The organism is Brevibacillus sp. Leaf182 (genome assembly GCF_001423865.2).
GTDB lineage: Bacteria > Bacillota > Bacilli > Brevibacillales > Brevibacillaceae > Brevibacillus > Brevibacillus brevis_C.
Genome location: NZ_LMPN02000026.1, coordinates 1 through 26741, shown reverse-complemented (window position 1 = coordinate 26741; position 26741 = coordinate 1). Strand labels below are relative to the sequence as shown.

Here is a 26741-nt window from a genome sequence, read left to right as displayed (position 1 = left end):
ACGTTCAGTTGTCAGGATAGGGTCAAGAATAGAAGTCCGAAATAAACTAATGAAGGCAAACCATTGTCATTGATCAAGGAGGAGATAAGCAAGTGATAAATATTTTAAACTAACCAAAAGAGGTGTTTCGACTGCTATGTCGCGCATTACTGTCGTGATTCCAACCTATAATCGGGAAAAGTATCTTCCCACAGCCATCGAAAGTGTGTTAAACCAGACGCACAGGGAATGGAAGCTCCTCATTGTAGATGACGCCTCTACAGACCACACGCATGCCATCGTAGAAAAGTACCTCGATGATCCCCGCATTCACTACGTGCTACTCCCTGAAAATTCAGGGATCGGCAAAACAATGGCTGCTGCTCTGGAACGAATTGACACACCCTACTTTGTCTCACTTGATTCGGATGACTGGTTCGACGAAAAGACTTTAGAAATTTTGTTGGATGAAATGGAACGCCAGCCCGAAACCACGAACGTCGTGTTCTCCAACACTGTTTTTTGGAAGGAAGTGGGTGACACGCGAGAACTGTCCGAAATCATGCGGCCTCCGATCTATAAAGATAAGTATGATTACCTGGAAGCTCCGATGGTTTGGCCTCGTTTTTATCGGACACAAGCGGTTCGTGATGTCGGCGGATTTGAATGTGATGATCCTATGCAGGGAAGGTTTTCTCATGACAAGTACATGTTATTAAAATTGATCGGAACAGGTGATATTCACTGGGTCGATGCGAACCTCTATCATTATTTAATTCACGAGAGCAACAATTCCCACACAAAAAACTGGCCGCAATGGACAAAAGCAAGAAAGTACATCCTTACGAAAATCTTGAAACTATGGGGCGACGAGTACGAGCCTGTTTTTGTGTACACACCCGAGGGATGGATTTATGTAAACGAGCTCATTCCGAAAAAAAAGCCTTCCTAACTATTCTGCGACAATCTGTTTAAACAAGGTCAATGCCCGCGCCACAGCTTGATCCATGTTGTAGTATTGATAGTCCGCGAGCCTGCCCGCAAAAAGTACTTGATCGCGTATTTGCTCCGCTTCTTGTTTATAGAGGCTATATCGTTGGCTATTTTCCTTACGCGGAATGGGATAATAAGGCTCGTTTTCGCCAGGTGAATACGGCTGTGGATATACGAAGGATATGGTTGTATGAGGAACGACTTGACCTGTGAGGTGCTTTTGTTCGAGGATTCTGGTGAAATCATACTCATTGGGATAATTGACAGTCCCCACTTCTTGGTACCATGCCTTTTGATGCGTTTCAAAATGAAAGCGCAGGCTCCGATAAGGCAACCGTCCATGCTTATAGCCAAAGAAGGTATCGATCGGGCCTGTGTAGATCATTCGTTTATACCTAATTTCATCCGCGATTTCTTGATAGTCCGTATTGAGGAGCACCTTTATATTCGGATGGTGGAGCATGCGATGAATCATTGCCGTAAAGCCATGCAGCGGAATTCCTTGATACGTGTCCTGAAAATACCGATTGTCCCTGCTGACATACACAGGAACCCTTGCGGAAACAGACTGATCCAGCTCCTCCGGCTTCAAATCCCATTGCTTGATCGTATACCGATGAAAGACTTTTTGATAAATGAATTCAGCCAAAAAACCAAGCTCTTCATGTGCACTATCCCGAAGCTTCAGAATCGGAATCTTCGCCCCGAATCCATAGTGACGGATCAGTAAGCTCTCCAGTTTCTGCGCATGTTGCGGGGAAAACAAAGCGGACAATGCATTTAGATTGAAAGGCAACGGTATTTTTATGCCATCGACATAGGCACGCACCTCATGAAAGTACGGCCGCCACTGGGTAAAACGCGACAAATAGTCCCAGACCAGCTTGGAATTCGTATGAAAGGTGTGCGAACCGTATTTGTGAATCAGTACCCCCTGCTCGTCATAGCAATCATAGGCATTTCCCCCGATATGATTACGCCTCTCTACCACCAATACTTTCTGATCAAGCTCATTGGCAATCCGCTCTGCGAGTGTAGCACCCGTGAATCCAGCTCCGACAATCAGCCAATCCACCTTCATGTTAGACTCACACCCTCCCGTCTTAATCACATCCACTCACTCACTTACCATTTCGTTAATACCCTAGTAAATGATGTCGTACTCTACACGCGGGAGTGAACTCTACATGAATGCAAACTGGCACGCACACTACACACGCTGGAACGAGTGTGAATCCCTCGATCCAGAGCTTCGTCAGCAGTTAACCGCCATGCAGGCTGATGAAAAGCAGCTTGCGGATTGCTTCTCTGCCCCGATTGCATTTGGAACCGGAGGTATGAGAGGGGTCATGGAGCCGGGAATAAACCGCATCAATTTATACACGATTCGCAAAGCAAGCGCAGGGCTGGCTCTTTATTTGCTCGAGACTTACCCGGATCATGCGGTCAAAAAAGTCGTCATTGCCTATGATTCACGGAAACACTCACAGTTGTTTGCCAAAGAAACCGCCAAAGTTCTCGGTCAGTACGGGATTACTACATGTATATTCAAACAATTGACGCCTACCCCTCTGCTTTCCTTTGCCGTGCGCCACTATTGTGCGTGTGCGGGCATTGTCATTACAGCAAGCCACAATCCGCCGGAATATAACGGCTACAAAATTTATGGTGCTGATGGGGGGCAAATTACGCTCGCGACAGCCGAACGACTGATGGAACAGATGGTCTCAGCCGGAAATGAACTCGAAATCACCCCAGCCGATGAACAAGAGCTGTACAAAAATGGACTTCTCCACTACATTGATGATTCTCTCTTGCATGCATATTTGGAAAAAGTAAAGCAATTGCGCGTCCATCCAGATTTATCTCCTGCGATACGGGAGCAAGTAAAAATCGTTTTTACTCCCTTGCACGGCACGACGCATGACTCCATCACGCGTGGATTGGACTTGTTTGGATATACACAAGTGAGTGTCGTGGAAGAGCAAGCTGTCCCCGATCCTAACTTTTCGACCGTATCCTCGCCTAATCCCGAAGAGCCTGAGGCCTTTCGATTCGCGATTTCATACGCCAAACAGGTGGATGCCGACGTGATCATGGGGACGGACCCTGATGGAGATCGTCTCGGTGTGCTCGTCAAAACTCAGGCAGGAGACTACAGCGTTCTGACAGGGAATCAATTGGGAGCCTTGCTTCTTCATTACCTGCTGGAAACCAAACAAAAAAAGGGGGAGCTCCCCTCTAACGGCATTGTATTGAAAACAATCGTCACGTCCGAAATGGGCAGAGCCATCTCGACAGGCTTCGGTGTATCGACAGAAGACACTTTGACAGGCTTCAAATATATTGGTGAAAAAATCGAAGCCTACGAGAAGAGTGGAGCCTACGTCTTCCAATTTGGTTACGAAGAAAGTTACGGATACTTAATCGGCGATTTTGTCCGGGATAAGGATGCCGTACAAACTGCTTTGTTGCTTGCTGACATGTGCGCGTATTACAAATCTCAGCACAAAAGCCTCGATGACACACTGAATGACTTATTCAACCGTTACGGTCATTATGCGGAAGAGCTGATTTCTTTCACGTGCAAAGGAGGAGATGGCATGCAAAAAATATCGGCAACGATGTCTTCCCTGCGCAATCAGCCACCTTCCCAAATCGCCTCCCACCCCATCATAGCCATCGAAGATTATGCCAGCGGAATCCGCACAGATTGTCAAACAGGTACAACCACGCCGCTCACCTTGCCTGCATCAGATACCATCAAATACTTTTTCCACGATCATTCGTGGTTTTGTGTCAGACCATCAGGCACGGAGCCAAAAATCAAAATCTATTTAGGCGTGAAAGGAACGAGTAAGCAGGAAAGCCAAGAAAAGCTTTTCACCTTGAAACACGCTGTCTTGCAGTTGATCGGATTCTAGTATGGACTAGATCTCCAGGTACGGACCGGATTGAGGAGGATGTCCGCCCGCGACTGTTCCGTAACGAGGAGGATGATAAGCTTGTTCTGGTGTTCGTTCAGGAAAACCTGACTGAAGAAGCAAGTCTCGTCTTACAAAAAAAGCATTGACGCCCTTCGAATCTGTCCCTACCAAGGCATATCCCAAGCTGGTTCCCAAAATGGCCAAGGAACTCAAGCTGGCACCATAGTAGGTATTACCCCCCCATTTAAAATCCGGTTGATACACGATCACCATTTTTTGTGGAGGCGGAAAAGCCGCATTGTACTCAATCACGACAAGTCGCGGGGTGTAAGCAGAAAGAGCTTGCCATACCCAGTAGTCATTGCCGTCAATGTCGATAGAAAGCAGATCAAATTCTTTTTGGACACCATTTTTTTCGAATAACCCAGCAATATTTTCTCTCGTGATCAACTCATTCTTGATGATGACCTGGGGATAGGAAGCATAATCCGTAGACATTTTATTGCAACTGTTCAGGTCGCCTTCCATCGCCAATCCACTCCATCCGTGCTGCGCGACGAGATTTTTGAGCATACATTCCGAGCCATCTCCAACTCCGAATTCTACACAATAGCGATTCGTAGTTCCGATTCGCGAAAATATTTCTTCAATGATGCCGTCTTCTCCGTTTTGGGAATACACTCGTTTTTCATATCGGTTTAACACATCCATTCTTTCCATACCTCCATTTACAACATCCGTCTTTACGTATCTTATTTTTCTTTTGACGGATACGATTGGTCATTTAATGAACAGGCTGCAAAACAGGCTATTTGCCTGCATCTCATACAAAATGTTCCAAGTAAGAGGCGCCAGCCGTTTCAAGGCCCTCCTCGGGACAATATAGTAAGGATAAAGTTTATCAATAGGAGCCTAGTAGGCATTTTGTAAGACAGAGGAGATGTATAATTGTGAGTTTGCCCATCGTGTTTATTCACAGAACGGCTGAAGAGCATGTAGGATTATGCATGCAACAGGCGAAATACAGCAATCCTTCCTCGCGTGTCATTCTCATCGGAAGCCCAGAAAACAAGTATCTTTCTGCGGAAAATACTGAGCACTTCCTGTTGAGTCGTTTCTACCAAAGCGCCCAAGCTTTTTCTTATGTTTACAAGCACTCCACTTCCAACACCTACGAATACAATCTGTTTTGCTTCCAGCGCTGGTTTATTTTGCGCGATTTTATGAGGAGTCAAGGGATAGAACGTTGCTGTTACCTAGACTCGGACGTAATGCTATACACCGATATCAGTAAGCGAGACAACGAGGAATTCGATGACTTTACATTTGAGTATACCTGGACGACCGTTTGCGACCTGGAAAAACTCAATCAATTTTGCGATTACGCGACCAAATTTTTTCGCGATCCTCTTCACTACCAGACTCTGCTTCAATTCGCAAAAGAAATCGGAGATGCCCCCGTTTCTGACATGGTGTTGTTTATCCTGTTTCACAATTACGCGCTTCGCCGCAAAGCTACGTATGGTATCGTTGCCAACGGCTTTTTCGATCATAATCTCAACTGTCCTTTTGCTCCAGCCTGCCCGCAGGCTGACAACCTAGATGGGAAGAAGCAGATTTATCAGAAGAATGGCGCCCTTTATTGCAAAATAACGGGCACGACCGACTACCTTAGCGCTTATTCCTTGCACTTTCAAGGGCATGCGAAAGCATATATCCCCTACTTTCGCTCACAGGACATCCCGAACACAGATGATTTCATGTATTTCGATTATCCGACCTGCAAATGGGTGCCGGCCCAACCCTGATCCCAATAAAATTCCCATTGGAAACGAGCTGTGCGCCGTTCCCTTTTTTCACGTTTTTCCATATTCATAATATGTTAAGCTGTTCATCCTTCGCTATGAGCATCATGGACAGGGGGGATTCGACTCATGAAAGCATTGATTACCGGAGTAACGGGATTTGCCGGCAGTCACTTGGCTGAGTATCTACTGTCGCGGGGAGATGTAGATGTTTACGGCACATTCCGGTCCCTTACCAAAAAAGAGCAGCTGGGGCACCTGATGGACCGCGTGCAAATGGAAAACTGTGAATTAAAAGATCCCCAATCTGTAAATGAACTCATCCAGAGAATAAAGCCCGATCTCATTTTTCACCTGGCCGCTCAGAGCTTCGTCCCCACCTCGGTGTCGTCTCCTGCAGATACGATGGTGAACAATATTGTGCCACAGTTAAATTTGTTCGAGGCAGTACGCAACCATGCTGTTCCGTGCAAAATTCAAATTGCTTGCTCCAGTGAGGAATACGGTCTGGTTTATCCGGAGGAAATCCCCATTAAGGAGACCAACCCCCTCCGTCCTCTCAATCCATACGCGGTCAGTAAAATTGCCCAGGATTATCTCGGGTATCAATATCATCACAGCTACGGTCTGGCGATCATCCGTACACGCACATTTCATCATACAGGTCCGAGAAGAGGCGAAAGCTATGTGACCTCTAATTTTGCCAAACAAATTGCCCAGATTGAGCTTGGTCTGCAAGAGCCAAAAGTACATGTCGGCAATCTTGAGGCGATTCGAGACTTCACGGATGTACGAGATATTGTCAAGGCGTATTGGTTGGCGATTACCCGGGGCGAACCGGGTGATGTATACAATATATCCGCAGGTACTCGTTATACCATCGAGGACATGTTGAAGACGCTACTGGCCTTGACTGATGTGCAAGTAGAAATACACGTTGACACCAATCGGTTGCGCCCCTCTGATGTAGACATCGTATTGGGAGACTCTTCGCTATTTCGAGAAAAGACGGGATGGGAGCCCGAGGTCTCTTTCCAGCAAACGATGGAAGATTTATTGAATTACTGGCGCTCTGTCCTACGCCAACAGATCAGCCCTTGAAAACGTCGAGTGGATGAGTAGAAAAAATCAGGAGGGAACTTCTTATGTCCATGCAATCCCTTCCTCTCGTCAGTGTCATCACCCCTTCGTACAATCAGGCAAAATTTATCAAACGAACAATCGAAAGTGTACTGACACAGGACTATCCCCATATTGAGCATATAGTAGTCGATGGAGCCTCCACTGACGGTACACAGAATATTTTGCAGCAATACAGCCATCTTGGGGACCGCTTCCGCTTCGTTTCCGAACCAGATCGCGGCCAATCCCATGCTATCAATAAAGGATTGCAAATGGCACGTGGTGAGATTATCGGATGGCTCAATTCAGATGATACGTATTTTCCCGGTGCCATTCGAAAGGCTGTTGCAGCCTTGCAGCAGCATCCCGATTGGGGCGTAGTATACGGAAAAGGGCTCCACATTGATGAGGATGACAAAGTAAAATATCCGTACATTTGGGTGGAGTTTGACAGAAAAAAATTGTTTCATTTCAACATCATCTGCCAACCCGCAGCTTTCCTGCGAAAGCATGCCTTTGAAGCAGTTGGTGGTGTAAATGAAGAACACGACTGGTGCATGGATTACGATTTGTGGAACCGAATTTCCCTGCATTATCCGATTGGAACGATTCCGGAATTCTTGGCTAACTCACGCTTATATGACGCGTGCAAAACGTTTGTCTATGAATTAGAACCAGGGTTTTCCGAAATTTTGAAAACAAGCGTGAAGCATCATGGCACCATCTCAAATGAATGGCTCTATCACTATACGCAGAATCATTACAAGCAAGGAGCCTTTTGGTTTCTCAATAAACTAAAAGCGTATCATGCTTTCGGGCCCTCTCCTCGAATCATTGCATCCAACCGCTACTCGGACGCGTGGGCTCCCCAAAACCTGCGAATGACTATCGAAGCCAGCCATGGACCGATGAACGCTTTGCTTATCAAAGGAAGCAACCAAGATATCGCCGCCCTTCTTCATTTCCATGTCATGAGGAATGGAAAATTCGTATACAAATTCCAAGTTACCCAAGGGCGTTTTCAAGTCGTGATTCCCATTACCTCAGAGGGACAGCAATGTGAAGTGAGTATTTTTTGCAGCCAGCAGATCCTTCAGAACCACCCCAACAATCCTGAAATCAAACGATCTGTCAGCTACCACCTGGAAGAAATCCTCCCGCTTTCCTATGAGGAATACCAATTTTATCAGGAATTTACCAAAGGCAAGACCCATATCGAAAATTGGGTAAATCGCAGAGTCCCTTCGCCTCGAATTTAAATGCGGACGAGAAAGGCAGGTTGACACGAATTGAATCTGGCGAAAAAACGGATTGTGGTTACTGGTGGATCAGGATTTCTAGGAAGCCACGTCGTTCATCAATTGCGCAAGCTGGACTGTACGGACATCTTCATCCCTAGAAGCCATGAATACGATCTTCGCAAAGAACATGATGTGAACAAGATGTTGCAAGATTTCCGTCCCGATATCATTCTCCACTTAGCTGCCGTCGTCGGAGGAATCGGGGCGAATCAAAAAAACCCCGGAAAATACTTTTACGATAATTTGATCATGGGGACTCAGCTCATGGAGCAATCCCGCTTATTCGGTGTCGAAAAATTCGTAGCCATCGGAACCATTTGCTCCTACCCGAAGCATGCGTCTGTACCGTTCCAGGAAGAAGATATATGGAATGGTTACCCAGAAGAAACCAATGCTCCCTATGGCTTAGCCAAGAAAATGATGCTGGTGCAATCGCAAGCCTATCGCGAGCAATACGGGTTCAATTCCATTTATTTGCTTCCTGTCAATTTGTACGGTCCAGGCGACAACTTCGATTTGGAAACCTCACACGTCATCCCTGCCATCATTCGAAAATGTGTGGACGCAATTCGCAATGACGAGAAGAAGATCGTTCTCTGGGGCACAGGCAGCGTCACACGGGAGTTTATTTATGTCGAAGATGCCGCACAGGCGATTATTGCTGCAACTATGAGCTATGATCAATCTGAACCGGTCAATATCGGTTCTGGTCATGAAATCTCCATCAAAAGCTTAGCGGAAACAATCAAACAGCTAAGCGGCTTCCAAGGAGAGATCGAATGGGATAAAACCAAGCCAGACGGACAACCGCGCCGCCTTTTAGATGTGACCAAAGCAAAAGAACGGTTCGGCTTCGCGGCACAAACGTCCTTACTTGCTGGTTTGGAGAAAACGATTGCTTGGTACATGGCACATCCGCACATGCAAGGGAGGATCCCTACATGAGAGTCGGAATAAACCTAATGTCAGTGATTCCTGGCAAAATCGGCGGGATGGAACAGTATGTCAGGAACTTGCTGGCCTACTCGATGAATGCTGGGGACGGCCATCAGTGGTTTCTTTTTTTATCCTCACACAATTTCCATACCTTTGAGGCGCAAAAAAACGTGCGCAAATTCATGGTCCCCGACCACGGTAATGCACACGCGATGCTTCATTTTTGGATGAACTCCCTGAAGTTGAATTTGTGGTTTTGTCCGCTGCTCGTATTGAATCCAGCCGATGTCACAATCCCTTCTGTTATCAACATTCCTGATATCCAACACGAGTATTACCCCGAGTTTTTCGATGCTCATTCCTTGCGCTGGCGACTAGACAATTACAAATCCTCTGCAGAGCGTTGCAGTGCCGTGCTGACTCTCTCGGAATTTTCCAGGCAAACGATCCTCCAAAAATTCGGGCTTCCTCCGCATAAAGTACATGCGATTCACCTGGATGCCTCGCGAGAATTTTCCTTACCGCATAATGAGGCGCTCAACCAGCAGGTCATACAAAAGTATAAGCTGCCTAGCGAATACGGCTTTTTCCCCGCGAATACATGGCATCACAAAAATCACCTGAATGTATTCAAAGCACTTGTCACTTTGCGGGATAAACACAATATACGAATTCCCATGGTTTTCACCGGTTTTGCTCAAGAGGCTCATCAAAACGTCATGAATTACATCACAAATAACCACCTATGGGACCAAGTCAAATGGCTCCATTACGTACCGCAGGAAGAGATGCCTTATTTGTACCGGAATGCTCAGTTCCTTTGCTTCCCTTCCCTCTTCGAAGGCTTTGGCATTCCGCTGGTAGAAGCCATGAAGTCCAACATTCCAATCGTATGCTCCAATGCAGGGAGCATTCCTGAGGTCGTGGGTGACGCTGCTCTCACCTTCGACCCGAATATTTCTGATGATATCGCAGTGAAGCTCGCCCATCTTTATTTGAAACCTGAGGCAAGAGCAGACCTGGTTACCAAAGGTATCCATCAAGCCAAGCATTTTTCGTGGGAGAAATGCGCACGTGAAACACTGGCTGTCTTTTCTTCCGTCGCACGCTAATGTCATGTGAAAGGAGGTCATCTTTGTATGTCACGCATGCAGCAAATTCGGGAGACGTGGAGGAAGGAGCGTCGAATCCCGTTTCCATTAACTGAACAAGAGACTTGGGATTTTTGGCTGTTGGAAGCACCGACAAACGATTTGAAAAAGTCGAAGATCAAGCATATCGCAAAAACGATGGGCATCCGCACCTTGATCGAGACCGGTACGTTTAAGGGCGACATGCTGCAAGCGATGAAATACCATTTCGACTTGCTCATTTCCATCGAGCTGGATGAAGCCTTGTTTATCACGGCAAAAGAGAGATTTTCAGGCGACAGCCACATCCATATCCTCCACGGTGACAGTGGAGAAATATTGACCAACCTGATGCACTCTGTCACAACACCTTGTCTGTTTTGGCTGGACGGCCATTACATTCCCCGCTCATCTGAGGCAGCCAAAGGAGACCTGGATACCCCTATCTTGAAGGAACTTACTGCCATTCTGCAGCATTCTGTTCAAAATCACGTCATTTTGATTGATGATGCTCGTTGCTTTATTGGTCCCAATCCATTGTTGAACGATTACCCCACGATCCAGCAACTACGAGAATTCGTTCATTCTCTTCGTCCCGACCTCTTATTCGTCGTAGGAAATGACATCATCATGATCTACAATCCACTTGAAGGAGCATCAAATTCGATGAAGAAAGTTGACTTTCACCTGCCGTTTGACAATCAAACCTTTACCGTCTATGGGGACGGCTCCGATCAAAGCGTCCTGTACTTTATGGAGTATTACAAAGGATACTATGAAGACTACGTTATCCTTCCTCTGAGAAAAATCGTACAACCTGACCATGTTTGCCTAGACATCGGAGCGAACATCGGTCCGATCTCGCTCGCACTAAGCTATCTCGCGCCTCAAGGCAAGGTATACGCATTCGAACCCTCCGATGTCAATTATCCTTATCTCCTGCGAAATCTTGCTGAGAATCACATCACCAATGTCGAGCCACTCCAGCTTGGAATAGCGGACCGGAACGGGAACATTCATTTTACTGACGACCCGCGTGGAGGTGGATGGTCTTATATCCCGCATGGGCCAGAAGCCGTGGAGAAATCCACCCAATTCATATCATGTGTCAGGCTGGATGACTGGGTAGAGCAGAATATGATCTCGCGCATCGACCTCATTAAAATTGACGTAGAAGGCTCGGAGGTCGTCGTTTTGGAAAGTGCCCTGCGAACACTTAAGCAGTGGGACCCGGATGTCATCATTGAATTCAACCCAGATAGCATCAAGGAAAACTTCGGCAGACATCCACTCGTGCTATACACACTGCTGGAGAAATTGTTTACCCACCTGTATATGTTTAAGCGGGACAATACGGTGGTAAAAGTGAAGAACTACAACCACTTGCTAGACGAAATGAAACCTTTCCACGCTGATCTGTTCTGTACGAACAAGACTTTCCTCGATTAAGCACACATGATAAAAACATGGCTGCAGGCTCGCCATGTTTTTTGTTTCGTTGCTATTTGAAAGTGGCCACTACCTTTCTCAATCCATCCTCCAGCTTTACACGCTGATTCCACCCTAGAGCTTGCAGCGGTCGAATATCTGCTTGTGAATGCATGATTTCCATGTCGGTATACGCAATCGATCCGAAATTTAGAACCGTGCTTGATTGAGTAATCTGATGAACCAGTTCTACAAACTCTCGGATGGAGGTTGCTGTACCTGTCCCTACCTGGTATTCCGTAAAGCCTGCCGGTAGACGAGCAGCATGCGCCAACAACACACGAAAGGCAGAAACAACATCATCCACATAAATAAAGTCCCTTGCTTGCTTTCCTTCTGTAAGCCTTAGTTCGGGCTGATTTTCGAGACAGCTTTTCATGACAGTAGAGACAAATTTATTCGTTTTGTCATAAGGACCATACACATGCTCCAGCCTGACGTTGATGAATTGCAGGGAAGATGTATCTGCTAGGCATTTTCCCCATTCTCGAAACTGACGCTTCGTCAAATTGTATGGTTGTAGATGTTTGGGTAATCGGACGGGCGCACTGGAAAACGTATCTGTATTCAGAAAAACAGGGGTTCCAGAGCGTATGGCCACATCCAGCAGTTTCAGCGGAAAGGTCACATTGGTATCTACGATCGTGGCATTGCTTTCGTTGTTGCGTCCATAACAGGTTGCTGTATGGATAATCGCATCGATTCTCCCCTGCTCGAAAAAAGGAGCTTCCCATTGACCTCGATCCGTATCATAGGTAATCAAATCAGGTAATATGTCCTGGATACGCGAGCAATCGGAAGTGCTCCTTTTTAAAATGATGACAGTATGTCCGTCCAATCGCAGCGCTTTTACGAGCTGGCTTCCGAGAAAGCCTGTCGCACCGGTCACTAGTATCTTCATTTGGGATCGCTCCCCTTCACCTGCTTGGCACTCTTCTTATATCCAGTTCAAGTCAATGTTGTGAATTTGTTTTTCTTGCATGACCCTCCGAAAGTGATCGGCTTTCGTTTTCAAGCCTTCGATCAGCCATTCATGATTTTCTACGACGATTTTTTCTATGTGAAGGTGTAAATTTTGCTCCACGATTTTTTCCAACAGTTCAAATTCTGCCCCCTCAATATCGATTTTGATCAATTTGATCGGGCGGTTGAGCATTTGGATGAACTGTGTCAAATCGATGACCTCTACTTCTACATACTTTTCAGGATTCGTAACCGGATGATTGGTCAAAAGGGAAGAGGCATACGCAGACCCCGCCGGATCTGTATGGTAATGTTCATGCAAATGCAAGCGCAGCTTGTCGTTTTTATGCCAAACCGCTTTGTTTATACATACGACATTGGGATAGGAGCCAACCCTTTTTTTCAATTCCTCAAATACGTATGGATTCGGTTCAAACGCAAAGACAAGGGCGCCTTTATCCGCCATTTTTTGAGAAATGACCCCGTAATTTGCCCCACAATCGATGGTAATGTCACCGTATCCGATCGGAGAAAAAACCTCTTCACTGTTCTCGTTTAATCCGCCCACTCCTGCTTCCTCCTTCATGTTCGGCTGGTTGCCCATGCTGCTTTTCCGGATTTCCACAGTTCTTCCAGGTAGTTTTTATCTCTGAGCGTATCCATCGGATGCCAAAAACCAGTATGCTTGAAGGCCATCAGTTGATTCGCCTTGGCCAAGCTCTCCAGCGGATCTTTTTCCAATACCGTCTCATCACCCGCAATATAGTCGAATACGCCCGGTTCCATGACAAAAAAACCAGCATTGATCCACCCGCCGTCCCCCTTTGGCTTCTCCTGGAATCCTGTTACAGTGCTCCCATCGGCAATATCCAATGCTCCGAATCTGCCTGGCGGTTGAGTCGTGGTGATCGTTGCGAGTTTTTTATGCGTCCGATGAAATTTTACTAGCTTTTCAATATCAATGTCGGATAAGCCATCTCCATACGTCAGCATGAAGGTTTCTTCTCCCACATACTTCTGTATCCGCTTCACCCTTCCACCTGTCCCTGTGTCTTTCCCTGTATCAATCAATGTGACTCGCCACGGAGCAGCATTATGATTGTGAAAAGTGACCTGATTATCGTTACGAAAATCAAAAGTCACATCAGAATGGTGAAGGAAGTAGTGCGCGAAGTATTCCTTGATCATATAGCCTTTGTACCCGAGACAGATGATGAAATCATGAAAACCATACTTGGAATAAGTGGACATGATATGACAAATGATGGGCCATTCACCGATCTCAATGAGCGGTTTCGGACGAAGATGCGTTTCTTCTCCAATGCGTGTGCCATACCCTCCTGCTAGGATGACGACTTTCATTGGCTGCCCTCCTTCCTCTGGTGTTCACTGGGCCCTATCTGTATACGCTGCGATTTGGGCCAAACAGATCTCCCTTACGTCTTGCTTTTGCTGATAAGCCTTATGCCACGAAATGATACTGTCCAAGGTCTGTTCGAGTGACCACTTGGGCTTCCAGCCTAGTACGCTTTTGGCTTTGGAACAGTCCAGCTTTAAATATTGGGCTTCGTGCCATTGTGGATCGGTTCGCTCTACTTCAAAGCGGGCACCAGCTCCCCATCGCTCACACAATTGCTGGACGATCCACTCTACCGATTTGGCCTCTTCCTCATTCGGACCAAAATTCCAGCTCTGAGCGTAATCCTTGCCATTTCCCCACATTTTTTCGGCGAGCATCAAATACCCTGTTAACGGCTCAAGGACGTGCTGCCACGGCCGAATCGCTTTTGGATTTCGGATAGTGATTTTCTCTCCCTTTATCAGGGCACTCATGCAGTCCGGTATCAAGCGATCAAGAGCCCAATCACCGCCGCCGATTACATTACCTGCTCGCACTGAAGCAACGGCTACACCATGCTGGTGATACTGGTCGGGGTGAAAGAAAGCATTGCGATAGGAGGCAGTCACTTGCTCCGAACATGCTTTGCTGTTCGAGTACGGATCATAGCCCCCCAACACATCCTGCTCACGGTATCCCCACACCCACTCCCGGTTTTCGTAAACCTTATCCGTCGTCACATTGATGATCGCTTTTATGTTCATTCCGTTTTGCACAGCCACTCTCGCCGCTTCGAATACATTCACCGTACCCATGACATTGATTTCGTAGGTTTCCGCTGGATAGTGATACGACAAACGTACCAGCGGCTGGGCGGCCATGTGAATGATGATATCCGGGTTTGCTTGGTTGATCGCTTTTTGAACACTTTCCTTCGATCTGATATCATCAATGATCGAATCAACTAATGAGCTGATTTGGGCACACTCAAAAATACTCGGATTCGTCGGCGGCGACAGCGCATACCCTGTTACCTTCGCCCCTAAATGATGCAGCCATAAGCATAGCCATGCCCCTTTGAACCCGGTATGACCTGTGATCAACACTTTTTTGTCTCGCCAAAACGCTGGATCAATCATCGTGATCACCGTGCTTCCCGATCTGCTCCCGAATCGCTGACCACGTCATTCCGAGTCGAACGATATCTTCTTCCACTAGCTGACTTCCCATCTGTACCTCGATGAATTCCAGCTCGGTCGTGGCTTTGATTGCATGTTTGGCTCCTACCGGGATTTGCAATACGTCACCTGGTTCAACCTGGCTCAACTGATCATCCAAGATGAACTCGCCGCAGCCTTCTACGATGATCCATACTTCGCTACGATGGTGATGGTACTGATAGCTCAAATTTTTCCCTGCGTATACATGGATTCTTTTCGTTAATACTTCCACATCGTCTTCATTCTTCTGAAAATGCATAACTTGATACCATCCCCAGCGCCGCTCTTCATACATTGGGCGCTTTGTCCAATCCAAAGCCAAATTTTTGACCATATGACTTTGTTCCTTGGAAGAAACGAGGATGCCATCAGGGCTGGCCGCCACGATCATATCCGATAAGCCGATGGACACGATAGGTATGTCCAATTCGTTGATAACGTGCGTATTCGTACAACTCTCATCAAGCAAAACCTTACCGATTGCATTCTCGCTCATTTCTTCCGTGAGCGTATTCCACGTCCCTAAGTCCTTCCAGTCTCCGTCATACGGGAGAACGACTACTCTCTCTGCCTTTTCTACAATCTCATAGTCAAAGCTGATCGCAGGCATTTGGCTATATTGCTCAAGCATGCGGTTGTATTCAGTAGGCAATCCTTTTTGCTCTAATTCGCGAATGAGATAACCCAATCGAAAAGCAAAAATTCCACAATTCCATAGCGCCTTCTTTTCTACTAAATCCTGCGCTTGCTCAAGTGACGGCTTTTCTTTGAAGCTTTTTACTTTTTGATAGGCATGAGGCCTTTCACTCTGATCCGACTCTGATTCTAGCTGTGGAACAATGTAGCCGTATTTCGTAGATGGATACGTAGGCTTCACTCCGATTAATGCGAGATTCGCGCCTGATTTGAGTATAGTGTTCTCCAGCTCCTTGATCCTGTCCATGAAGCGATCCTCAACGAATGGATCAACAGGCATGACGGCTATGACCTCATCCGGGTCCAGTGTCAAAGCAGAGTACAAATAGGTCACCGCTAAAGCAATGGCAGGGAAGGTATCTCTTTTTTCCGGCTCCACGATCAAAGGAACGCCTTCTCCAAGTTGGCTTTGAAGCAAGTCTACATGTGAGCGGCCTGTTGAAATATAAACAGGCTCCGACCAATTGCGGGAGGCCAGTTGCCTCCACACTCGTTGAACCATCGCCTCTGGTTGGGAATGTGCATTGCCTACCAACTTCAAGAACTGTTTGGACCTGACATCATTGGAGAGCGGCCACAGCCTTTTCCCTGAACCACCCGATAGCAATATCAGTTTCACCCAGGCCACCTCTATCCGTTTATATCGTGTTGTATGCACCATCTTATGCGTCTGTCGCAGTCGATGCTCTATCGTCCAATGAAAATGGTCAAATAACACGAGGAATGATAGAAGCCTATAGAAACTGAATCCAACGATTGGAGATATAATCGAAAATGTAAGAACCTGCTTGGGGAAGATGGGGAGCCGTGAAAAACCTCATAAAGTGCTTCGTGTATCCTTGAAAATGAAGAGAAAACAACGGCAGATATCCCCCCGTTGCCTTATCCTTACAGCACAACACACCATTTATCGAGTAAATTTTCTTATAGCCGTACAAGTTTTCCATTGAGGTAGCCTGCTGAATATTCCCATCAATTATGCCATCATGAAACAAACCATTCGTGATTTGGTAATCCTTGAACCGGTCAAGAAATAGCAAGGCCAGCACCATATCCGTAATGAGAGGCTGATTGAATCGTACATGTTCCTTTCTTTGCATTGTGTATTGAACGACTTGCGCGAATGCAATTGGATTGGCAAAGTGAGACTTCATAAACTCGCAATATAGCTCCAACTTCTGCCTATCTACGAAATTTGTCCATACGAATTCCATCGTAAAGTTGTTAAAGCGCTGATGGTTCACGTCGGTAAACAGCATGACATCCGTATCGATATAACAGCATTTCGAAATCTGATGCTTTTTTATAAACGCCAACAAAATAAACCATCGTTGAAAACAAAACAGATTGTACTCATAGGGCATGAAATGAATATGTTTATAGACTCTCGTCATTTCTGCAGCAGCATGCATGTAATCGTCTATCATTTCGTGAATGACGCCGTTTATCGCATACCTTCTGTTTCCTCCATTCCCTATCAGATAGACGGGCGAATGGGGATTACTTCTTTTCGCTTGCTGCAAGCTGTATGTGAGATAATCATCGTCCCCTCGATGGATGATCACGATAGGCAAGGACATACTCTTTCCGCCTCCTTTTTCTCCCCATACTTTATGTAAGTGAAAGACCACGAGAAACGGGCATATGCCTCTTTTCCGGAAACCTGCATGCTGGCAAGCAACTTTACACTTGATGGGGACGAAATTAATGCATTTATATCATTCCCCCCAGCACTGTCCGAACATATCGTATAGGGCAAGCACTCTGCAATGAAGGAGGACATGTCGATGGGAAGATTTTGGACAGATCAGGAAATCCTCGATGAGATCAACAAACGACGATGGTACCATAAAATCGCGCTGCGACCTGGTATTGTCACTCCCGGGATTACGCTGCTGGAAAATGTATGGAATATGACGAGACAATCCAGAGAATACATCCCTTACGCGGGGAAACGCGTCCTTGATCTCGCTAGTTTTGATGGTATGTGGGCTTTTGAAGCGGAGCAGCGAGGGGCGAGTCTTGTCGTAGCTACGGACTGTATGCAGCCACTCTATTTGAATTTCGAGTTTTGCAAGAATATCCTGCAAAGCAAAGTTTTGCCGCTGTACAATACCAGCCCTTATAAACTATGGGAAGGGCTGCAAGTTTTGCTGATGGACGACTTTATAGAACCACTGCCATTTCCTCAACAAATACGGCACAATCAATTTGATGTCGTCCAGCATCTTGGACTGCTCTATCATCTGCGTGATCCAATGTGGACATTGTCGCAATGCCGAAGCGTAATTAAACCAGGTGGGCACCTCTTGTTGGAAACTGCCTGTATTTTGGATACAAACCAATCGATCATGGTCTACAACGGAGCTCCTGGACAAATGAACCGGATTTATAGGGACGATACGACTTGGTGGTTGCCATCCGTCCTTTGCATTGAGGAGATGCTGAAGGGCACATTGTTTGAAGTTATTCCTGAATCGGTTCGGACCATCCCCTCTGGCAAAATAAACAATTACGATGCAGGTCGTATCAGCCTCGTGGCAAGAGCCATTCCTGGCAGCTCGATCGACCCTAACTGTCACGCGGAATTGCTCCGTATTTTCCGCAATCCAGGGATCATTCCAGACTATTTGTAATGAAATCGGGTGCACAAGATCAACGATGCTTGTGTACCCGTTTTTCCATTCTTTCATAGTCTGAAGGTAGTGCATGCATTTTTATGATGGAAAGATGGGAGTGAATCTCGTGTCCCACTCACAGCAACCATTAGTGAGTATCATTACCCCCTCTTACAACCAAGGCCGGTTTATTCGTGAGACGATAAATAGCATATTGACCCAGGACTATGCAAACCTTGAGCATATCGTGGTAGATGGAGGCTCGACTGACGATACGCTCTCCATCTTGCAAGAATATGCACAAAAAGATCCGCGCTTCCGTTATATTTCCGAACCGGATCGCGGACAGTCTCATGCGCTAAACAAAGGTCTGGCAATGGCAAGAGGGGAAATCATTGGCTGGCTGAATTCAGACGACACCTATGTACCCGGCGCCATCATGATGGCTGTTCACGCTTTTGCGAGTAACCCGAGCTGGGGAATGCTTCACGGCAATTGCCAGGTGATGAACGAGTACGGTCAAGTATCCTCCACCTACCCGTCAGAACAAGCTGATTCCAAGAAGTTGTATCAGAGCTGCGTGATTTGCCAGCCATCCGCTTTCATCAGGACCCACGTTTTCAGGCATATGGGGGGCGTGGATGAAAAATTGCAATTTTGCATGGATTACGACCTGTGGATGCGCATCGCCAAATTTTATCCCATCGGTTACGTGCCTCACTACTTAGGAAATGCCCGAATCCACACGACCTGCAAATCAGCTACGCAATGGCATTCTGTCGGCGTACCTGAAGTATTACGATCACTTGCGAAAAATTATTCGTCCATCCCCAGCCATTGGATATCGTATGTTCCACAATACAAAGGCATGGGTGTACTCGACCTGTTGCGGCTCTATAAGTCCTTTCCATCTAATACAACCAGAATCACAAGCATGAATCGGGGAATGGACTTGTGGGCGCCTCCTGTCCTGCGCGCGATTGTGGAATCAGATCCGTCTGCGCCAGCTCAAATGTTGTTAGTGAAGGGCAAAATCCCTGGCTCCCCCGTAAAATTGCCGAAGCCGATTGTTTTGACTGCACTTGTGAATGGCATAAATGTAAAAAGCTATACCGTTGATAAACCCACTTTTGCCCTCGAAATTCCACTCGATCCGAATGCCACGACACTTCGTGTGGACATCGCTTCTTCCAGTGTCGGTGTACCGAGCACCCCTCAAGTCCAGCAGAGAATCGTGGGGGGATACATGGCCGAAGAGATTATTCCACTTTCGTATGACGAAGTGATCGTGTACAGAACTTTTTCAAGGAGTTAACCATTTAACTCGTATATAGCTTCGTTTCAATGACAGCCGCCGCTCCGGCTATGGCAAGCAGGAGCAACAAAGGATAGGCGGCTGGCACATACATATACACCCCCACAACCAAAGCGCCCACCCAAATTCCCACGCACCAATGGCAGCTCAACAATCTGCCTATCCATTGGCGCAATCTTCCGCCCTTAAATTGAAAGTCCCGAACCATTTGCCCCGACTCATCGGGTACATATAGCACTTCGTAAAATGGGTTTCGCAGAAAAGACGTGATCTCATCAAAAACAATCAAATGCGTGAGACGAAAGCTTGCCAGCACGAGAATGATTAGGTCGATCCAAGAGAGGTCAAACATTCCACCTCCACCTCTTTCCAATATTTTGTGCTTTTCTCATTTGTTCCACATTTAGTACCATTGTGATGCGACAAACCAGAGAAAGGCGTGATGAGATGAATCGCAACATAAAGAAAATGGCAACCATCCTTTCCCTGTCCGTCCTCGTAACCATGATCGGACAACCTGCATTTGCGAAAACAAGTTTTACCTCTTTGAAAAAAGGGATGAAGAGCTCGCGCGTGCTTGAAGTGGAAAAGATGCTCGATGCACTCCATTACGACTACAAGCTGGTAGTGGACAAGACATACAATAGCTACACAGTTTATAACGTCAAAGCTTTTCAGAAAAAATACAAGCTGCCGCAAACCGGAATTGTAAACAAAACTACTTACGATAAACTGAAGAGCGCGTACCAAGCTCGCAAGCAAGAGCAGCCGACACAGCCAAGCACACCTTCCAAGCCTAGCAAGCCTGCTGAGTCCAATGATTACGCTACGCTGAAATTGGGTGCTAACGGTGAGAACGTGAAGGAATTGCAAAAAATGCTCGCTGGCCTCGGATACAAAGTAACTGCCTCGGGTTATTACGATGAATCTACGCGCTTTGCCGTCATGCTATTCCAGTCGCGCAATAAACAGCCGTTGACTGGTGAAGCTGATGCCAAAACCTATACGGCCATTCAAACCCAATACAAGAACAACCCAGTGCAGCCCGGGCCAGATACAAAACCAACCACGCCAACAAATCCAACGACTCCCGTAACACCAAGCAAGCCTGAGCAACCGCAAAACCCTGGTGCTGACACGCAAGTTCCTCTTCCCGCTGGTTTGACGGCTGAGGAAAAAGAAATGGTTCAGCTCGTGAATCAAGAACGCACCAGCCGCGGCCTCGCCCCCTATCAAGTGGACATGCAGTTGGTGAACGTTGCACGTGTGAAAGCCCAAGAGATGGTAAGCAAAGGTTACTTTAGCCACACCTCTCCCACTTACGGCTCACCGTTTCAAATGATGGACGCTTTTGGTATTCGCTATTTAGCTGCTGCTGAAAATATTGCTCAAAACTACTCTGTAAGCAGCGCTCATCAAATGTTCATGAATTCCTCCGGGCACAAAACCAATATCATGAGTCCGACATACGACTACGTAGCCATTGCTGTTGTGAATGGCGGTCCGCACGGGAAGACGTTCGTGCAAATGTTCTTGAAAAAATAGAGGCGCGGAACGGAAAAGCCATCATTTCTACTGAAATGGTGGCTTTTCTTCCCTATTAGAAAGACACGGCGATCCGGTTATTGGCGGAAAAGTGTACCGTCTGATCGTTGCACAGCACGACACCCTCGACGACGATTCCCTTCCCCGTTTCTTGTTTCATAAAAGAAATCTGGAAGTTTTGGAACGATTCCGTCGATTCCGGTGTAATGGTTACGGGTTGGATCGGCGCTATCCAGTATTCCCCTCTCTCCATCGCTTGGGCAAACCAATCGTCCTCCAAGTATCTCCATCCTTTTAAGCCCGATGTACCTTGCACGGCCATCGTCTCCACGAGCTTCGGTGGCAATACCTGCCCTCCCATTTTAATTGAATCGACAGGCGAGACACGCAGGCAAACGATTGGATTTTTCAGTTCTACATTCCCCGTATTCTTCACCTGAAGTGTCCCAATCAACAGGTACGGCTTCTCAACTGATTCAGAGTGAATCAACGTGTAATCAAAATACACTTCTGCCGCTGTACGCATTTCAACCTGTTCAGGCACTTCTTCGACCGGATGAATGGTCACTACTTGTTCCAGCAGTTCTTCTTCTGCCAAGATCAGCAACTCTTCCCGTTCACTGTCTGATTCGCTGATTCCTTCTCTATTTGAGTCACTGGCCTCAGCACTCGGCTGGTCACTTTCCTGAATCATGATTTGTTCCTCTGCTAATGCCTTTTCTTTAACTCCCTGCTGACTTTCCTCATCAGAGGTAAAGAGCATCGTGGAATAAAACAGCTTTAAAATGTTGGGTGGTAAAAACGCCATTGGTTGAATGTGCAATCCATTTTGGAAATACTCCAAAACCCCTGACGCTAAGTGTAGCGCAATTTTTTCCGCATAAATTTTACGCTTGTTCACTTCCGTATAAAGCGGCAACTGCAACTGGATGTGAACAATCGTTGGTTGCTTTTGGTTTTTGGTTATTTTATAGTGACACGGGATTCCTGACTGCTGCATTTCTGAACGCAAGCACTTGACCAAATCTTGCCGCTTTTCATCCTCCGACTGAAAGAAAATCAGTCTAGGTTTTTCCAGGGCCCGCATTTCCTTCAAGCTGAACCGTATGGCGACATCCGTATTTTTCGCCAGAGACGGATTGTTTTGGCTTAAGACGACCTCCATCCCGCTATCAGAGAGAAATTTTTGAACGTTCCCCAATACCTCCCACTCGTAGGCGGTCCCTCCTGAAGAGATACCTGTAAAAAGGACGCAAACTTTACCTTTCAACCCCGAATCCAGGTCCACTCTTTTATTCGTCGAATCCCACTTCAATTGAAAGCCATTTTGCTTGCAAAATAAACGGAACGCTGGCAGAGCCGCATACGGCATGGACCCGCCACGTTGACCACTGTAATATACCTCAACATCCATTTCCATCTCTCCTCACGACACTTTCCTTCAGTCCGCGATATTGTATGAATGCCTAGTGTCCAAAGTGAACATTTTTGGCGATGACTGTTCCGAAGAAGCGCTTTGCGCATACGATGCTACAGAAAGGAGTGGTCATATGCCCACCTCACAAATGCCCCTAATCTCCATTATCATTCCTGTAAAAAATGAGGGGGACAATGTGCGTTCTACCATCACTTCCCTTTTAAATACAAGAACCACATATCCGTATGAAGTGATCGTAGTCGATGATGCCTCAACAGATAACGGTTGTCACTTTTTACAAGGCCAAGGGCAAAATGAAAAAATAAAATTAATCACAACAGAAGGCATTGGTGCTGCAGCAGCAAGAAACCTGGGTGTGAATCATGCCCGCGGCAACTACTTCATTTTTTGCGATGCCCATCTGTCTTTTGAAAACTTTTGGATCGATCGCATGATGGAGCTCATCCTTACCAAAAAAGCAGATGGCGTTGCTCCGGGAATCGCTTCCATGACGGAGCCACATAAAATTGGTTATGGGCAAAATTTGAATCAAAAGCTGGAGATCACCTGGTATCCAAAGCCAACAGGCCCGGCACCGGTTGCGATATTGCCAGGGGGATGCTTCCTGGTCACTAGAGAAGCTTTTATGAAAGTCGGGGGTTTTGACCGTGGCTTTCGCATATGGGGATTTGAAGATATCGAGTTTTCCATCAAAATGTGGCTATTCGGTTATACGTGTATGGTCCAGCCATCCGTAAAAATCTTGCATTTGTTTAGGCAAGTTCATCCTTACACAGTTGCACATGAGCACATTTATTACAACATGCTTCGAATGGCGTACAGCCATTTTAGCGAGCAGCGGATTGAGGCTACGAAAAAACTTGTGCTCTACGCAAATGCCAGTGAAATTGCGGATGATGTGCTGACTAGCGGGGCTGCCGCTCAGCGTGTTCGATACACTGCCCAAAGAAAATTCGACGACAATTGGTTCTTTCAAAAATTTCATATTCCATTCTGACAAGATAGTGACCTAAAAAATAGGCGCATGCTCAACATGCCAAACTCCCTTTGCCCACATAGTATGTAACTGCAAAGCAAACTCCCTAGGAAAGGAAGGATTCTTACGGTGAAACATCACGTGAAGCCCATTATGGGTCGCCAGCTCCCTACACCGACGCCTACAGCAACTCCTCCTATACCGAACAACCTGCAGGAAGAGTGCATTCGTGTCAATAAGGTGTATGACTGGGTAGTATTAGCGAACAGCTACCGAAACAAGATTGCCCTTCCCGACGATTGTCAAGCTCTGGTAGACGCTGCCATTCGTGCAGGGCAAGATATCACGCTCTCCTGCGTTGAGCCAGTTACTCCTGGTCCTACTTGCAGAGTCGTCAGTATTCGCCGCGAGAACATCACAGTCAATGGGACCACTGTTCGGGTCGGAGTCGTTCGCTTTGTGTTCGGAGCCACTGTGCTCGTTCGCGTCTTCGCAGACGGAACACCTCTCTGCGAATTCACAACGACAGTGCAATTCGATCAGGAAGTCGTTCTTTGCCTGCCTGAACCGCTTGATGAGGACAATATCTTGTGCCGAATCAGTGCTTTCGAGTGCTCACCAACCGGTACTGTTCTCCTCGGAGGCATGGTTCAACTCGACGTCATTGTCTGCGTAGAAATCCAGGTAGAAGCAGAAGTCAAACTGGAAGTATTGGCGAAATTCTGCTCTCCACGTCCAAACAACATTCCAATTCCATCGCCAACGCCGTCTTTCCGTTGCCCGCCGATCACATTCCCGCCACAATGCCCACCAATCTTCCCAGTACGCAACTGCGATTGCCAGGCGTCCGTCAATGCGTTGGTACCAAACGTCTCCATTTCTATTGGTATCCCACTCGCCTCAGCCGTCGGTACCGTCCAGCTCATCGCGGATATCTGCCCAAGCTGCGATCCATCCAGCAGCTCGTTTACCTTTAACTTCTTTGATGCTCTCCTGCCTGATGTCCTTGGTGATCAAAGCTTCAGCTTCTCGCCAACGACTATCAGCTCTCCGACATGCATTACCACACTGCCAATCCTGCCAATTGTGACAGGTCTGGTCGTAACAGGTACTGGTGTACGGACATTCACAGCAACAGGCGCTCAAGAAACGCTGACCTACTCTCTGACACTTGCCGAAACAGGACTCGGCCTGCCAGACGTTATCATTCTGACACTCACAGACTCTGCTGGTGTCCTCGTCTTCAGCGGCACCATTACAGTCGTTCCAGACGAACAATTACTGGTTGCCGATTGCATCACGTTCGGAGATATTGTCATCACCACTCCGTAAGAAAAAAATATTTGTTTCCAATCAGGCGGGAGAAGACCAGCACTTCTCCCGTTTTTTCTATAGATGAACCTTCACTACAATACAGGCACCAATTTCTACCCCGTACATATGTCTATATGGGAAAGCAAGACGGAAAAAGGAGGACAACACTGTGTACAAAAGGAGAATCTCCAATGCGAGTAAGTCGAAAGAAAATGAGAAGCTCCTCCTGCTTAAAAAACAAGCACACTACTACGAGGACAAAGCAAACCAACTCATGCAAGAAGTGTGGCACCTACAGAAGCAGATAGAAGAAACGTCCCAAAAAAACGGAGCATATAGAGAGCAGCTTGAACAATTGAACCAAACCCTCCACGATTTGGACAGCAAAGGGGCAGAATGGAAGCAGCGCTTAAACGATTCACAAGACATGCTTCAAGAAATGAAGAGCAAGCTCGACTACTACGAACGTCTCCTGAAACAACGGGAAAATACCATAACCGACCACCAGGAAACAGAGGCAAAACTAAAGAGTGCAATCGACAGCTTGCAAACCGAGATCAGAGAGCAACGAAAAGGTCCACGGCTTGAAGAAATCATGTCCAAACATCAAGCACAGGAAGCACACTTGCGCGAGCACATTGAATTACTCCAACGGCGTGTACAAAGCTACGAGCAAAAAGAGGCACAATGGCAAAAAGAGTTACACGAGCAAAATCAGCAGCAGTTGAGTCAAATCGAGGAAATCCTGCATGAACGCGAGCAGCATTTAGACATGATCGCACATCTGGAGCAGCAACAGCTTACATGGAAACAAGCTTTGGATCATGTAAATGAAGAGTTTGAGAGTTCGCAGATGAGGCAGCACGAGCAACTATCCAAAATTGAATCATTGAATCAGCAATTGGAAGACGCACGAGCACGGGAAGAGCAGGCACTCTCTGACCTACAGCAGTATACAGAAGCAAGCGCAAATTGGGAGCAGCGGGAGCAGGAACTTCACGATCTTGAGCAAGAGTTGCATGCTCAGACGCAACACCTACAAAAACGGGAACAGAAGCTTCTCGATCTTGAACAAGAGCTTCAGACACAATGGTTAGAACTGCATTCTCAAGCGGATCACCTGCAAACGAAAGAACAAGAGCAGCTCACTCTCAATCAAGAGCTCCAGACGAAGGGGCTAGAACTGCATTCTCAGACACAAGCTCTTCAAGCACGGGAGCAAGAACTTCTCAGTCTTGAACAAGAGTTGCAGGGGCAAAGCCAAGAACTGCAATCCTTAAAGCATAACCTCCAGACCAAAGAACAAGAGCTGCTTGTTACCGAGCAAAAGCTCGAGGCTAAGGAGCTGGAGCTGCATTCTCAGACACAAGAACTTCAAGCACAGCAGCAGGAACTTCTCGATCTTGAACAAGAGTTGCAGGGGCAAAGCCAAGAACTGCAATCCTTAATGCAAAACCTCCAGACCAAAGAACAAGAGCTGCTTGTTACCGAGCAAAAGCTCGAGGCTAGGGAGCTGGAGCTGCATTCTCAGACACAAGAACTTCAAGCACAGCAGCAGGAACTTCTCGATCTTGAACAAGAGCTGCAGGGGCAAAGCCAAGAACTGCAATCCTTAAAGCATAACCTCCAGACCAAA

The 26741-nt window shown here is 46.8% G+C and carries 23 protein-coding genes and 1 pseudogene; 14 read left to right on the top strand and 10 right to left on the bottom strand.

Annotation, left to right across the window (positions count from 1 at the left end):
• Positions 1–136 precede the first annotated feature (136 nt).
• A complete protein-coding gene (locus tag ASG16_RS18480) occupies positions 137–931 on the top strand; it encodes a glycosyltransferase family 2 protein (RefSeq protein ID WP_056497672.1) in 795 nt (264 codons plus the stop codon).
• Here ASG16_RS18480 and glf read toward each other — a convergent pair whose 3' ends face one another.
• On the bottom strand, positions 932–2053 hold the full coding sequence (gene glf / locus ASG16_RS18475) for a UDP-galactopyranose mutase (protein ID WP_056497674.1): 1122 nt from the start codon (positions 2051–2053) through the stop codon (positions 932–934).
• 106 nt (positions 2054–2159) lie between these two features.
• Between glf and ASG16_RS18470 the strand changes: the two genes are divergently transcribed.
• On the top strand, positions 2160–3896 hold the full coding sequence (locus ASG16_RS18470) for a phospho-sugar mutase (RefSeq protein WP_056497676.1): 1737 nt from the start codon (positions 2160–2162) through the stop codon (positions 3894–3896).
• Positions 3897–3902: 6 nt separating this feature from the next.
• Here the strand turns inward: ASG16_RS18470 and ASG16_RS18465 are convergent, their stop codons facing one another.
• Complete coding sequence (locus ASG16_RS18465; protein WP_056497678.1) at positions 3903–4610, bottom strand: hypothetical protein; 708 nt, start codon at positions 4608–4610, stop codon at positions 3903–3905.
• 239 nt (positions 4611–4849) lie between these two features.
• Here ASG16_RS18465 and ASG16_RS18460 point away from each other — a divergent pair, with 239 nt between their 5' ends.
• The 6 genes from ASG16_RS18460 (at position 4850) to ASG16_RS18435 (ending at position 11642) form a co-directional block, all read left to right on the top strand.
• A complete protein-coding gene (locus ASG16_RS18460) occupies positions 4850–5707 on the top strand; it encodes a hypothetical protein (protein ID WP_056497680.1) in 858 nt (285 codons plus the stop codon).
• A 126-nt stretch (positions 5708–5833) separates the two neighbouring features.
• Complete coding sequence (locus ASG16_RS18455; protein WP_056497682.1) at positions 5834–6805, top strand: GDP-mannose 4,6-dehydratase; 972 nt, start codon at positions 5834–5836, stop codon at positions 6803–6805.
• A 44-nt stretch (positions 6806–6849) separates the two neighbouring features.
• The gene (locus ASG16_RS18450; protein WP_056497683.1) at positions 6850–8085 is read left to right on the top strand and encodes a glycosyltransferase family 2 protein; all 1236 of its coding nucleotides are present in this window, start codon (positions 6850–6852) and stop codon (positions 8083–8085) included.
• 30 nt (positions 8086–8115) lie between these two features.
• A complete protein-coding gene (locus ASG16_RS18445; protein WP_056497684.1) occupies positions 8116–9072 on the top strand; it encodes a GDP-L-fucose synthase family protein in 957 nt (318 codons plus the stop codon).
• Positions 9069–10175, top strand: a complete 1107-nt coding sequence (locus tag ASG16_RS18440) for a glycosyltransferase family 4 protein (protein WP_056497686.1) — start codon at positions 9069–9071, stop codon at positions 10173–10175. The genes ASG16_RS18445 and ASG16_RS18440 overlap by 4 nt, the downstream gene beginning before the upstream one ends.
• A gap of 27 nt (positions 10176–10202) precedes the next feature.
• Entirely contained in the window at positions 10203–11642 is a 1440-nt protein-coding gene (locus ASG16_RS18435) for an FkbM family methyltransferase (protein WP_056497688.1), read from the top strand.
• Between the two features lie 52 nt (positions 11643–11694).
• On the opposite strand, the gene ASG16_RS18430 is transcribed toward ASG16_RS18435, so the two are convergent.
• The 6 genes from ASG16_RS18430 to ASG16_RS18405 form a co-directional block, all read right to left on the bottom strand.
• Positions 11695–12582, bottom strand: coding sequence for an NAD-dependent epimerase/dehydratase family protein (locus tag ASG16_RS18430; RefSeq protein ID WP_056497689.1), 888 nt, complete (start codon positions 12580–12582; stop codon positions 11695–11697).
• 36 nt (positions 12583–12618) lie between these two features.
• The gene (locus tag ASG16_RS18425) at positions 12619–13212 is read right to left on the bottom strand and encodes an FkbM family methyltransferase (protein WP_056497690.1); all 594 of its coding nucleotides are present in this window, start codon (positions 13210–13212) and stop codon (positions 12619–12621) included.
• 14 nt (positions 13213–13226) lie between these two features.
• Positions 13227–14006, bottom strand: coding sequence for a glucose-1-phosphate cytidylyltransferase (gene rfbF, locus ASG16_RS18420; RefSeq protein ID WP_056497692.1), 780 nt, complete (start codon positions 14004–14006; stop codon positions 13227–13229).
• A gap of 24 nt (positions 14007–14030) precedes the next feature.
• Positions 14031–15122 carry a CDP-glucose 4,6-dehydratase gene (gene rfbG / locus ASG16_RS18415; protein ID WP_056497694.1) on the bottom strand — a complete coding sequence of 364 codons (1092 nt, stop codon included), beginning with the start codon at positions 15120–15122 and terminating at the stop codon, positions 14031–14033.
• Positions 15115–16518, bottom strand: coding sequence for a sugar phosphate nucleotidyltransferase (locus tag ASG16_RS18410; protein WP_056497696.1), 1404 nt, complete (start codon positions 16516–16518; stop codon positions 15115–15117). The genes rfbG and ASG16_RS18410 overlap by 8 nt, the downstream gene beginning before the upstream one ends.
• Before the next feature lie 115 nt (positions 16519–16633).
• Entirely contained in the window at positions 16634–17479 is an 846-nt protein-coding gene (locus ASG16_RS18405; RefSeq protein ID WP_056497697.1) for a hypothetical protein, read from the bottom strand.
• Between the two features lie 207 nt (positions 17480–17686).
• Here ASG16_RS18405 and ASG16_RS18400 point away from each other — a divergent pair, with 207 nt between their 5' ends.
• Both ASG16_RS18400 and ASG16_RS18395 read left to right on the top strand, forming a co-directional pair.
• Positions 17687–18535, top strand: coding sequence for a DUF1698 domain-containing protein (locus ASG16_RS18400; RefSeq protein ID WP_056497698.1), 849 nt, complete (start codon positions 17687–17689; stop codon positions 18533–18535).
• Positions 18536–18644: 109 nt separating this feature from the next.
• Complete coding sequence (locus ASG16_RS18395) at positions 18645–19832, top strand: glycosyltransferase family 2 protein (RefSeq protein WP_056497781.1); 1188 nt, start codon at positions 18645–18647, stop codon at positions 19830–19832.
• Positions 19833–19836: 4 nt separating this feature from the next.
• Here ASG16_RS18395 and ASG16_RS18390 read toward each other — a convergent pair whose 3' ends face one another.
• Positions 19837–20184, bottom strand: coding sequence for a DUF1360 domain-containing protein (locus ASG16_RS18390; protein ID WP_056497700.1), 348 nt, complete (start codon positions 20182–20184; stop codon positions 19837–19839).
• Positions 20185–20279: 95 nt separating this feature from the next.
• Between ASG16_RS18390 and ASG16_RS18385 the strand changes: the two genes are divergently transcribed.
• The gene (locus ASG16_RS18385; RefSeq protein WP_056497702.1) at positions 20280–21377 is read left to right on the top strand and encodes a YkwD family sporulation-associated protein; all 1098 of its coding nucleotides are present in this window, start codon (positions 20280–20282) and stop codon (positions 21375–21377) included.
• A gap of 55 nt (positions 21378–21432) precedes the next feature.
• On the opposite strand, the gene ASG16_RS18380 is transcribed toward ASG16_RS18385, so the two are convergent.
• Positions 21433–22791, bottom strand: coding sequence for a hypothetical protein (locus ASG16_RS18380; RefSeq protein WP_056497704.1), 1359 nt, complete (start codon positions 22789–22791; stop codon positions 21433–21435).
• 136 nt (positions 22792–22927) lie between these two features.
• Between ASG16_RS18380 and ASG16_RS18375 the strand changes: the two genes are divergently transcribed.
• The 3 genes and pseudogenes from ASG16_RS18375 to ASG16_RS18365 all read left to right on the top strand — a co-directional run.
• Positions 22928–23812, top strand: coding sequence for a glycosyltransferase family 2 protein (locus tag ASG16_RS18375; protein ID WP_056497705.1), 885 nt, complete (start codon positions 22928–22930; stop codon positions 23810–23812).
• A 108-nt stretch (positions 23813–23920) separates the two neighbouring features.
• Positions 23921–25123 carry a BMQ_0737 family morphogenetic spore coat protein gene (locus ASG16_RS18370; RefSeq protein WP_056497706.1) on the top strand — a complete coding sequence of 401 codons (1203 nt, stop codon included), beginning with the start codon at positions 23921–23923 and terminating at the stop codon, positions 25121–25123.
• A 151-nt stretch (positions 25124–25274) separates the two neighbouring features.
• A pseudogene (locus ASG16_RS18365) lies at positions 25275–26741 on the top strand (hypothetical protein); the annotation flags it as partial.

What these genes read in the sequence shown, in the direction of transcription:
- ASG16_RS18480 (WP_056497672.1), top strand. Translation starts at nt 137, where the DNA reads ATGTCGCGCATTACTGTCGTGATTCCAACCTATAATCGGGAAAAGTAT.
- glf (WP_056497674.1), bottom strand. Translation starts at nt 2,053, where the DNA reads ATGAAGGTGGATTGGCTGATTGTCGGAGCTGGATTCACGGGTGCTACA.
- ASG16_RS18470 (WP_056497676.1), top strand. Translation starts at nt 2,160, where the DNA reads ATGAATGCAAACTGGCACGCACACTACACACGCTGGAACGAGTGTGAA.
- ASG16_RS18465 (WP_056497678.1), bottom strand. Translation starts at nt 4,610, where the DNA reads ATGGATGTGTTAAACCGATATGAAAAACGAGTGTATTCCCAAAACGGA.
- ASG16_RS18455 (WP_056497682.1), top strand. Translation starts at nt 5,834, where the DNA reads ATGAAAGCATTGATTACCGGAGTAACGGGATTTGCCGGCAGTCACTTG.
- ASG16_RS18450 (WP_056497683.1), top strand. Translation starts at nt 6,850, where the DNA reads ATGTCCATGCAATCCCTTCCTCTCGTCAGTGTCATCACCCCTTCGTAC.
- ASG16_RS18440 (WP_056497686.1), top strand. Translation starts at nt 9,069, where the DNA reads ATGAGAGTCGGAATAAACCTAATGTCAGTGATTCCTGGCAAAATCGGC.
- ASG16_RS18435 (WP_056497688.1), top strand. Translation starts at nt 10,203, where the DNA reads ATGTCACGCATGCAGCAAATTCGGGAGACGTGGAGGAAGGAGCGTCGA.
- ASG16_RS18430 (WP_056497689.1), bottom strand. Translation starts at nt 12,582, where the DNA reads ATGAAGATACTAGTGACCGGTGCGACAGGCTTTCTCGGAAGCCAGCTC.
- rfbF (WP_056497692.1), bottom strand. Translation starts at nt 14,006, where the DNA reads ATGAAAGTCGTCATCCTAGCAGGAGGGTATGGCACACGCATTGGAGAA.
- rfbG (WP_056497694.1), bottom strand. Translation starts at nt 15,122, where the DNA reads ATGATTGATCCAGCGTTTTGGCGAGACAAAAAAGTGTTGATCACAGGT.
- ASG16_RS18405 (WP_056497697.1), bottom strand. Translation starts at nt 17,479, where the DNA reads ATGTCCTTGCCTATCGTGATCATCCATCGAGGGGACGATGATTATCTC.
- ASG16_RS18400 (WP_056497698.1), top strand. Translation starts at nt 17,687, where the DNA reads ATGGGAAGATTTTGGACAGATCAGGAAATCCTCGATGAGATCAACAAA.
- ASG16_RS18390 (WP_056497700.1), bottom strand. Translation starts at nt 20,184, where the DNA reads ATGTTTGACCTCTCTTGGATCGACCTAATCATTCTCGTGCTGGCAAGC.
- ASG16_RS18385 (WP_056497702.1), top strand. Translation starts at nt 20,280, where the DNA reads ATGAATCGCAACATAAAGAAAATGGCAACCATCCTTTCCCTGTCCGTC.
- ASG16_RS18380 (WP_056497704.1), bottom strand. Translation starts at nt 22,791, where the DNA reads ATGGATGTTGAGGTATATTACAGTGGTCAACGTGGCGGGTCCATGCCG.
- ASG16_RS18375 (WP_056497705.1), top strand. Translation starts at nt 22,928, where the DNA reads ATGCCCACCTCACAAATGCCCCTAATCTCCATTATCATTCCTGTAAAA.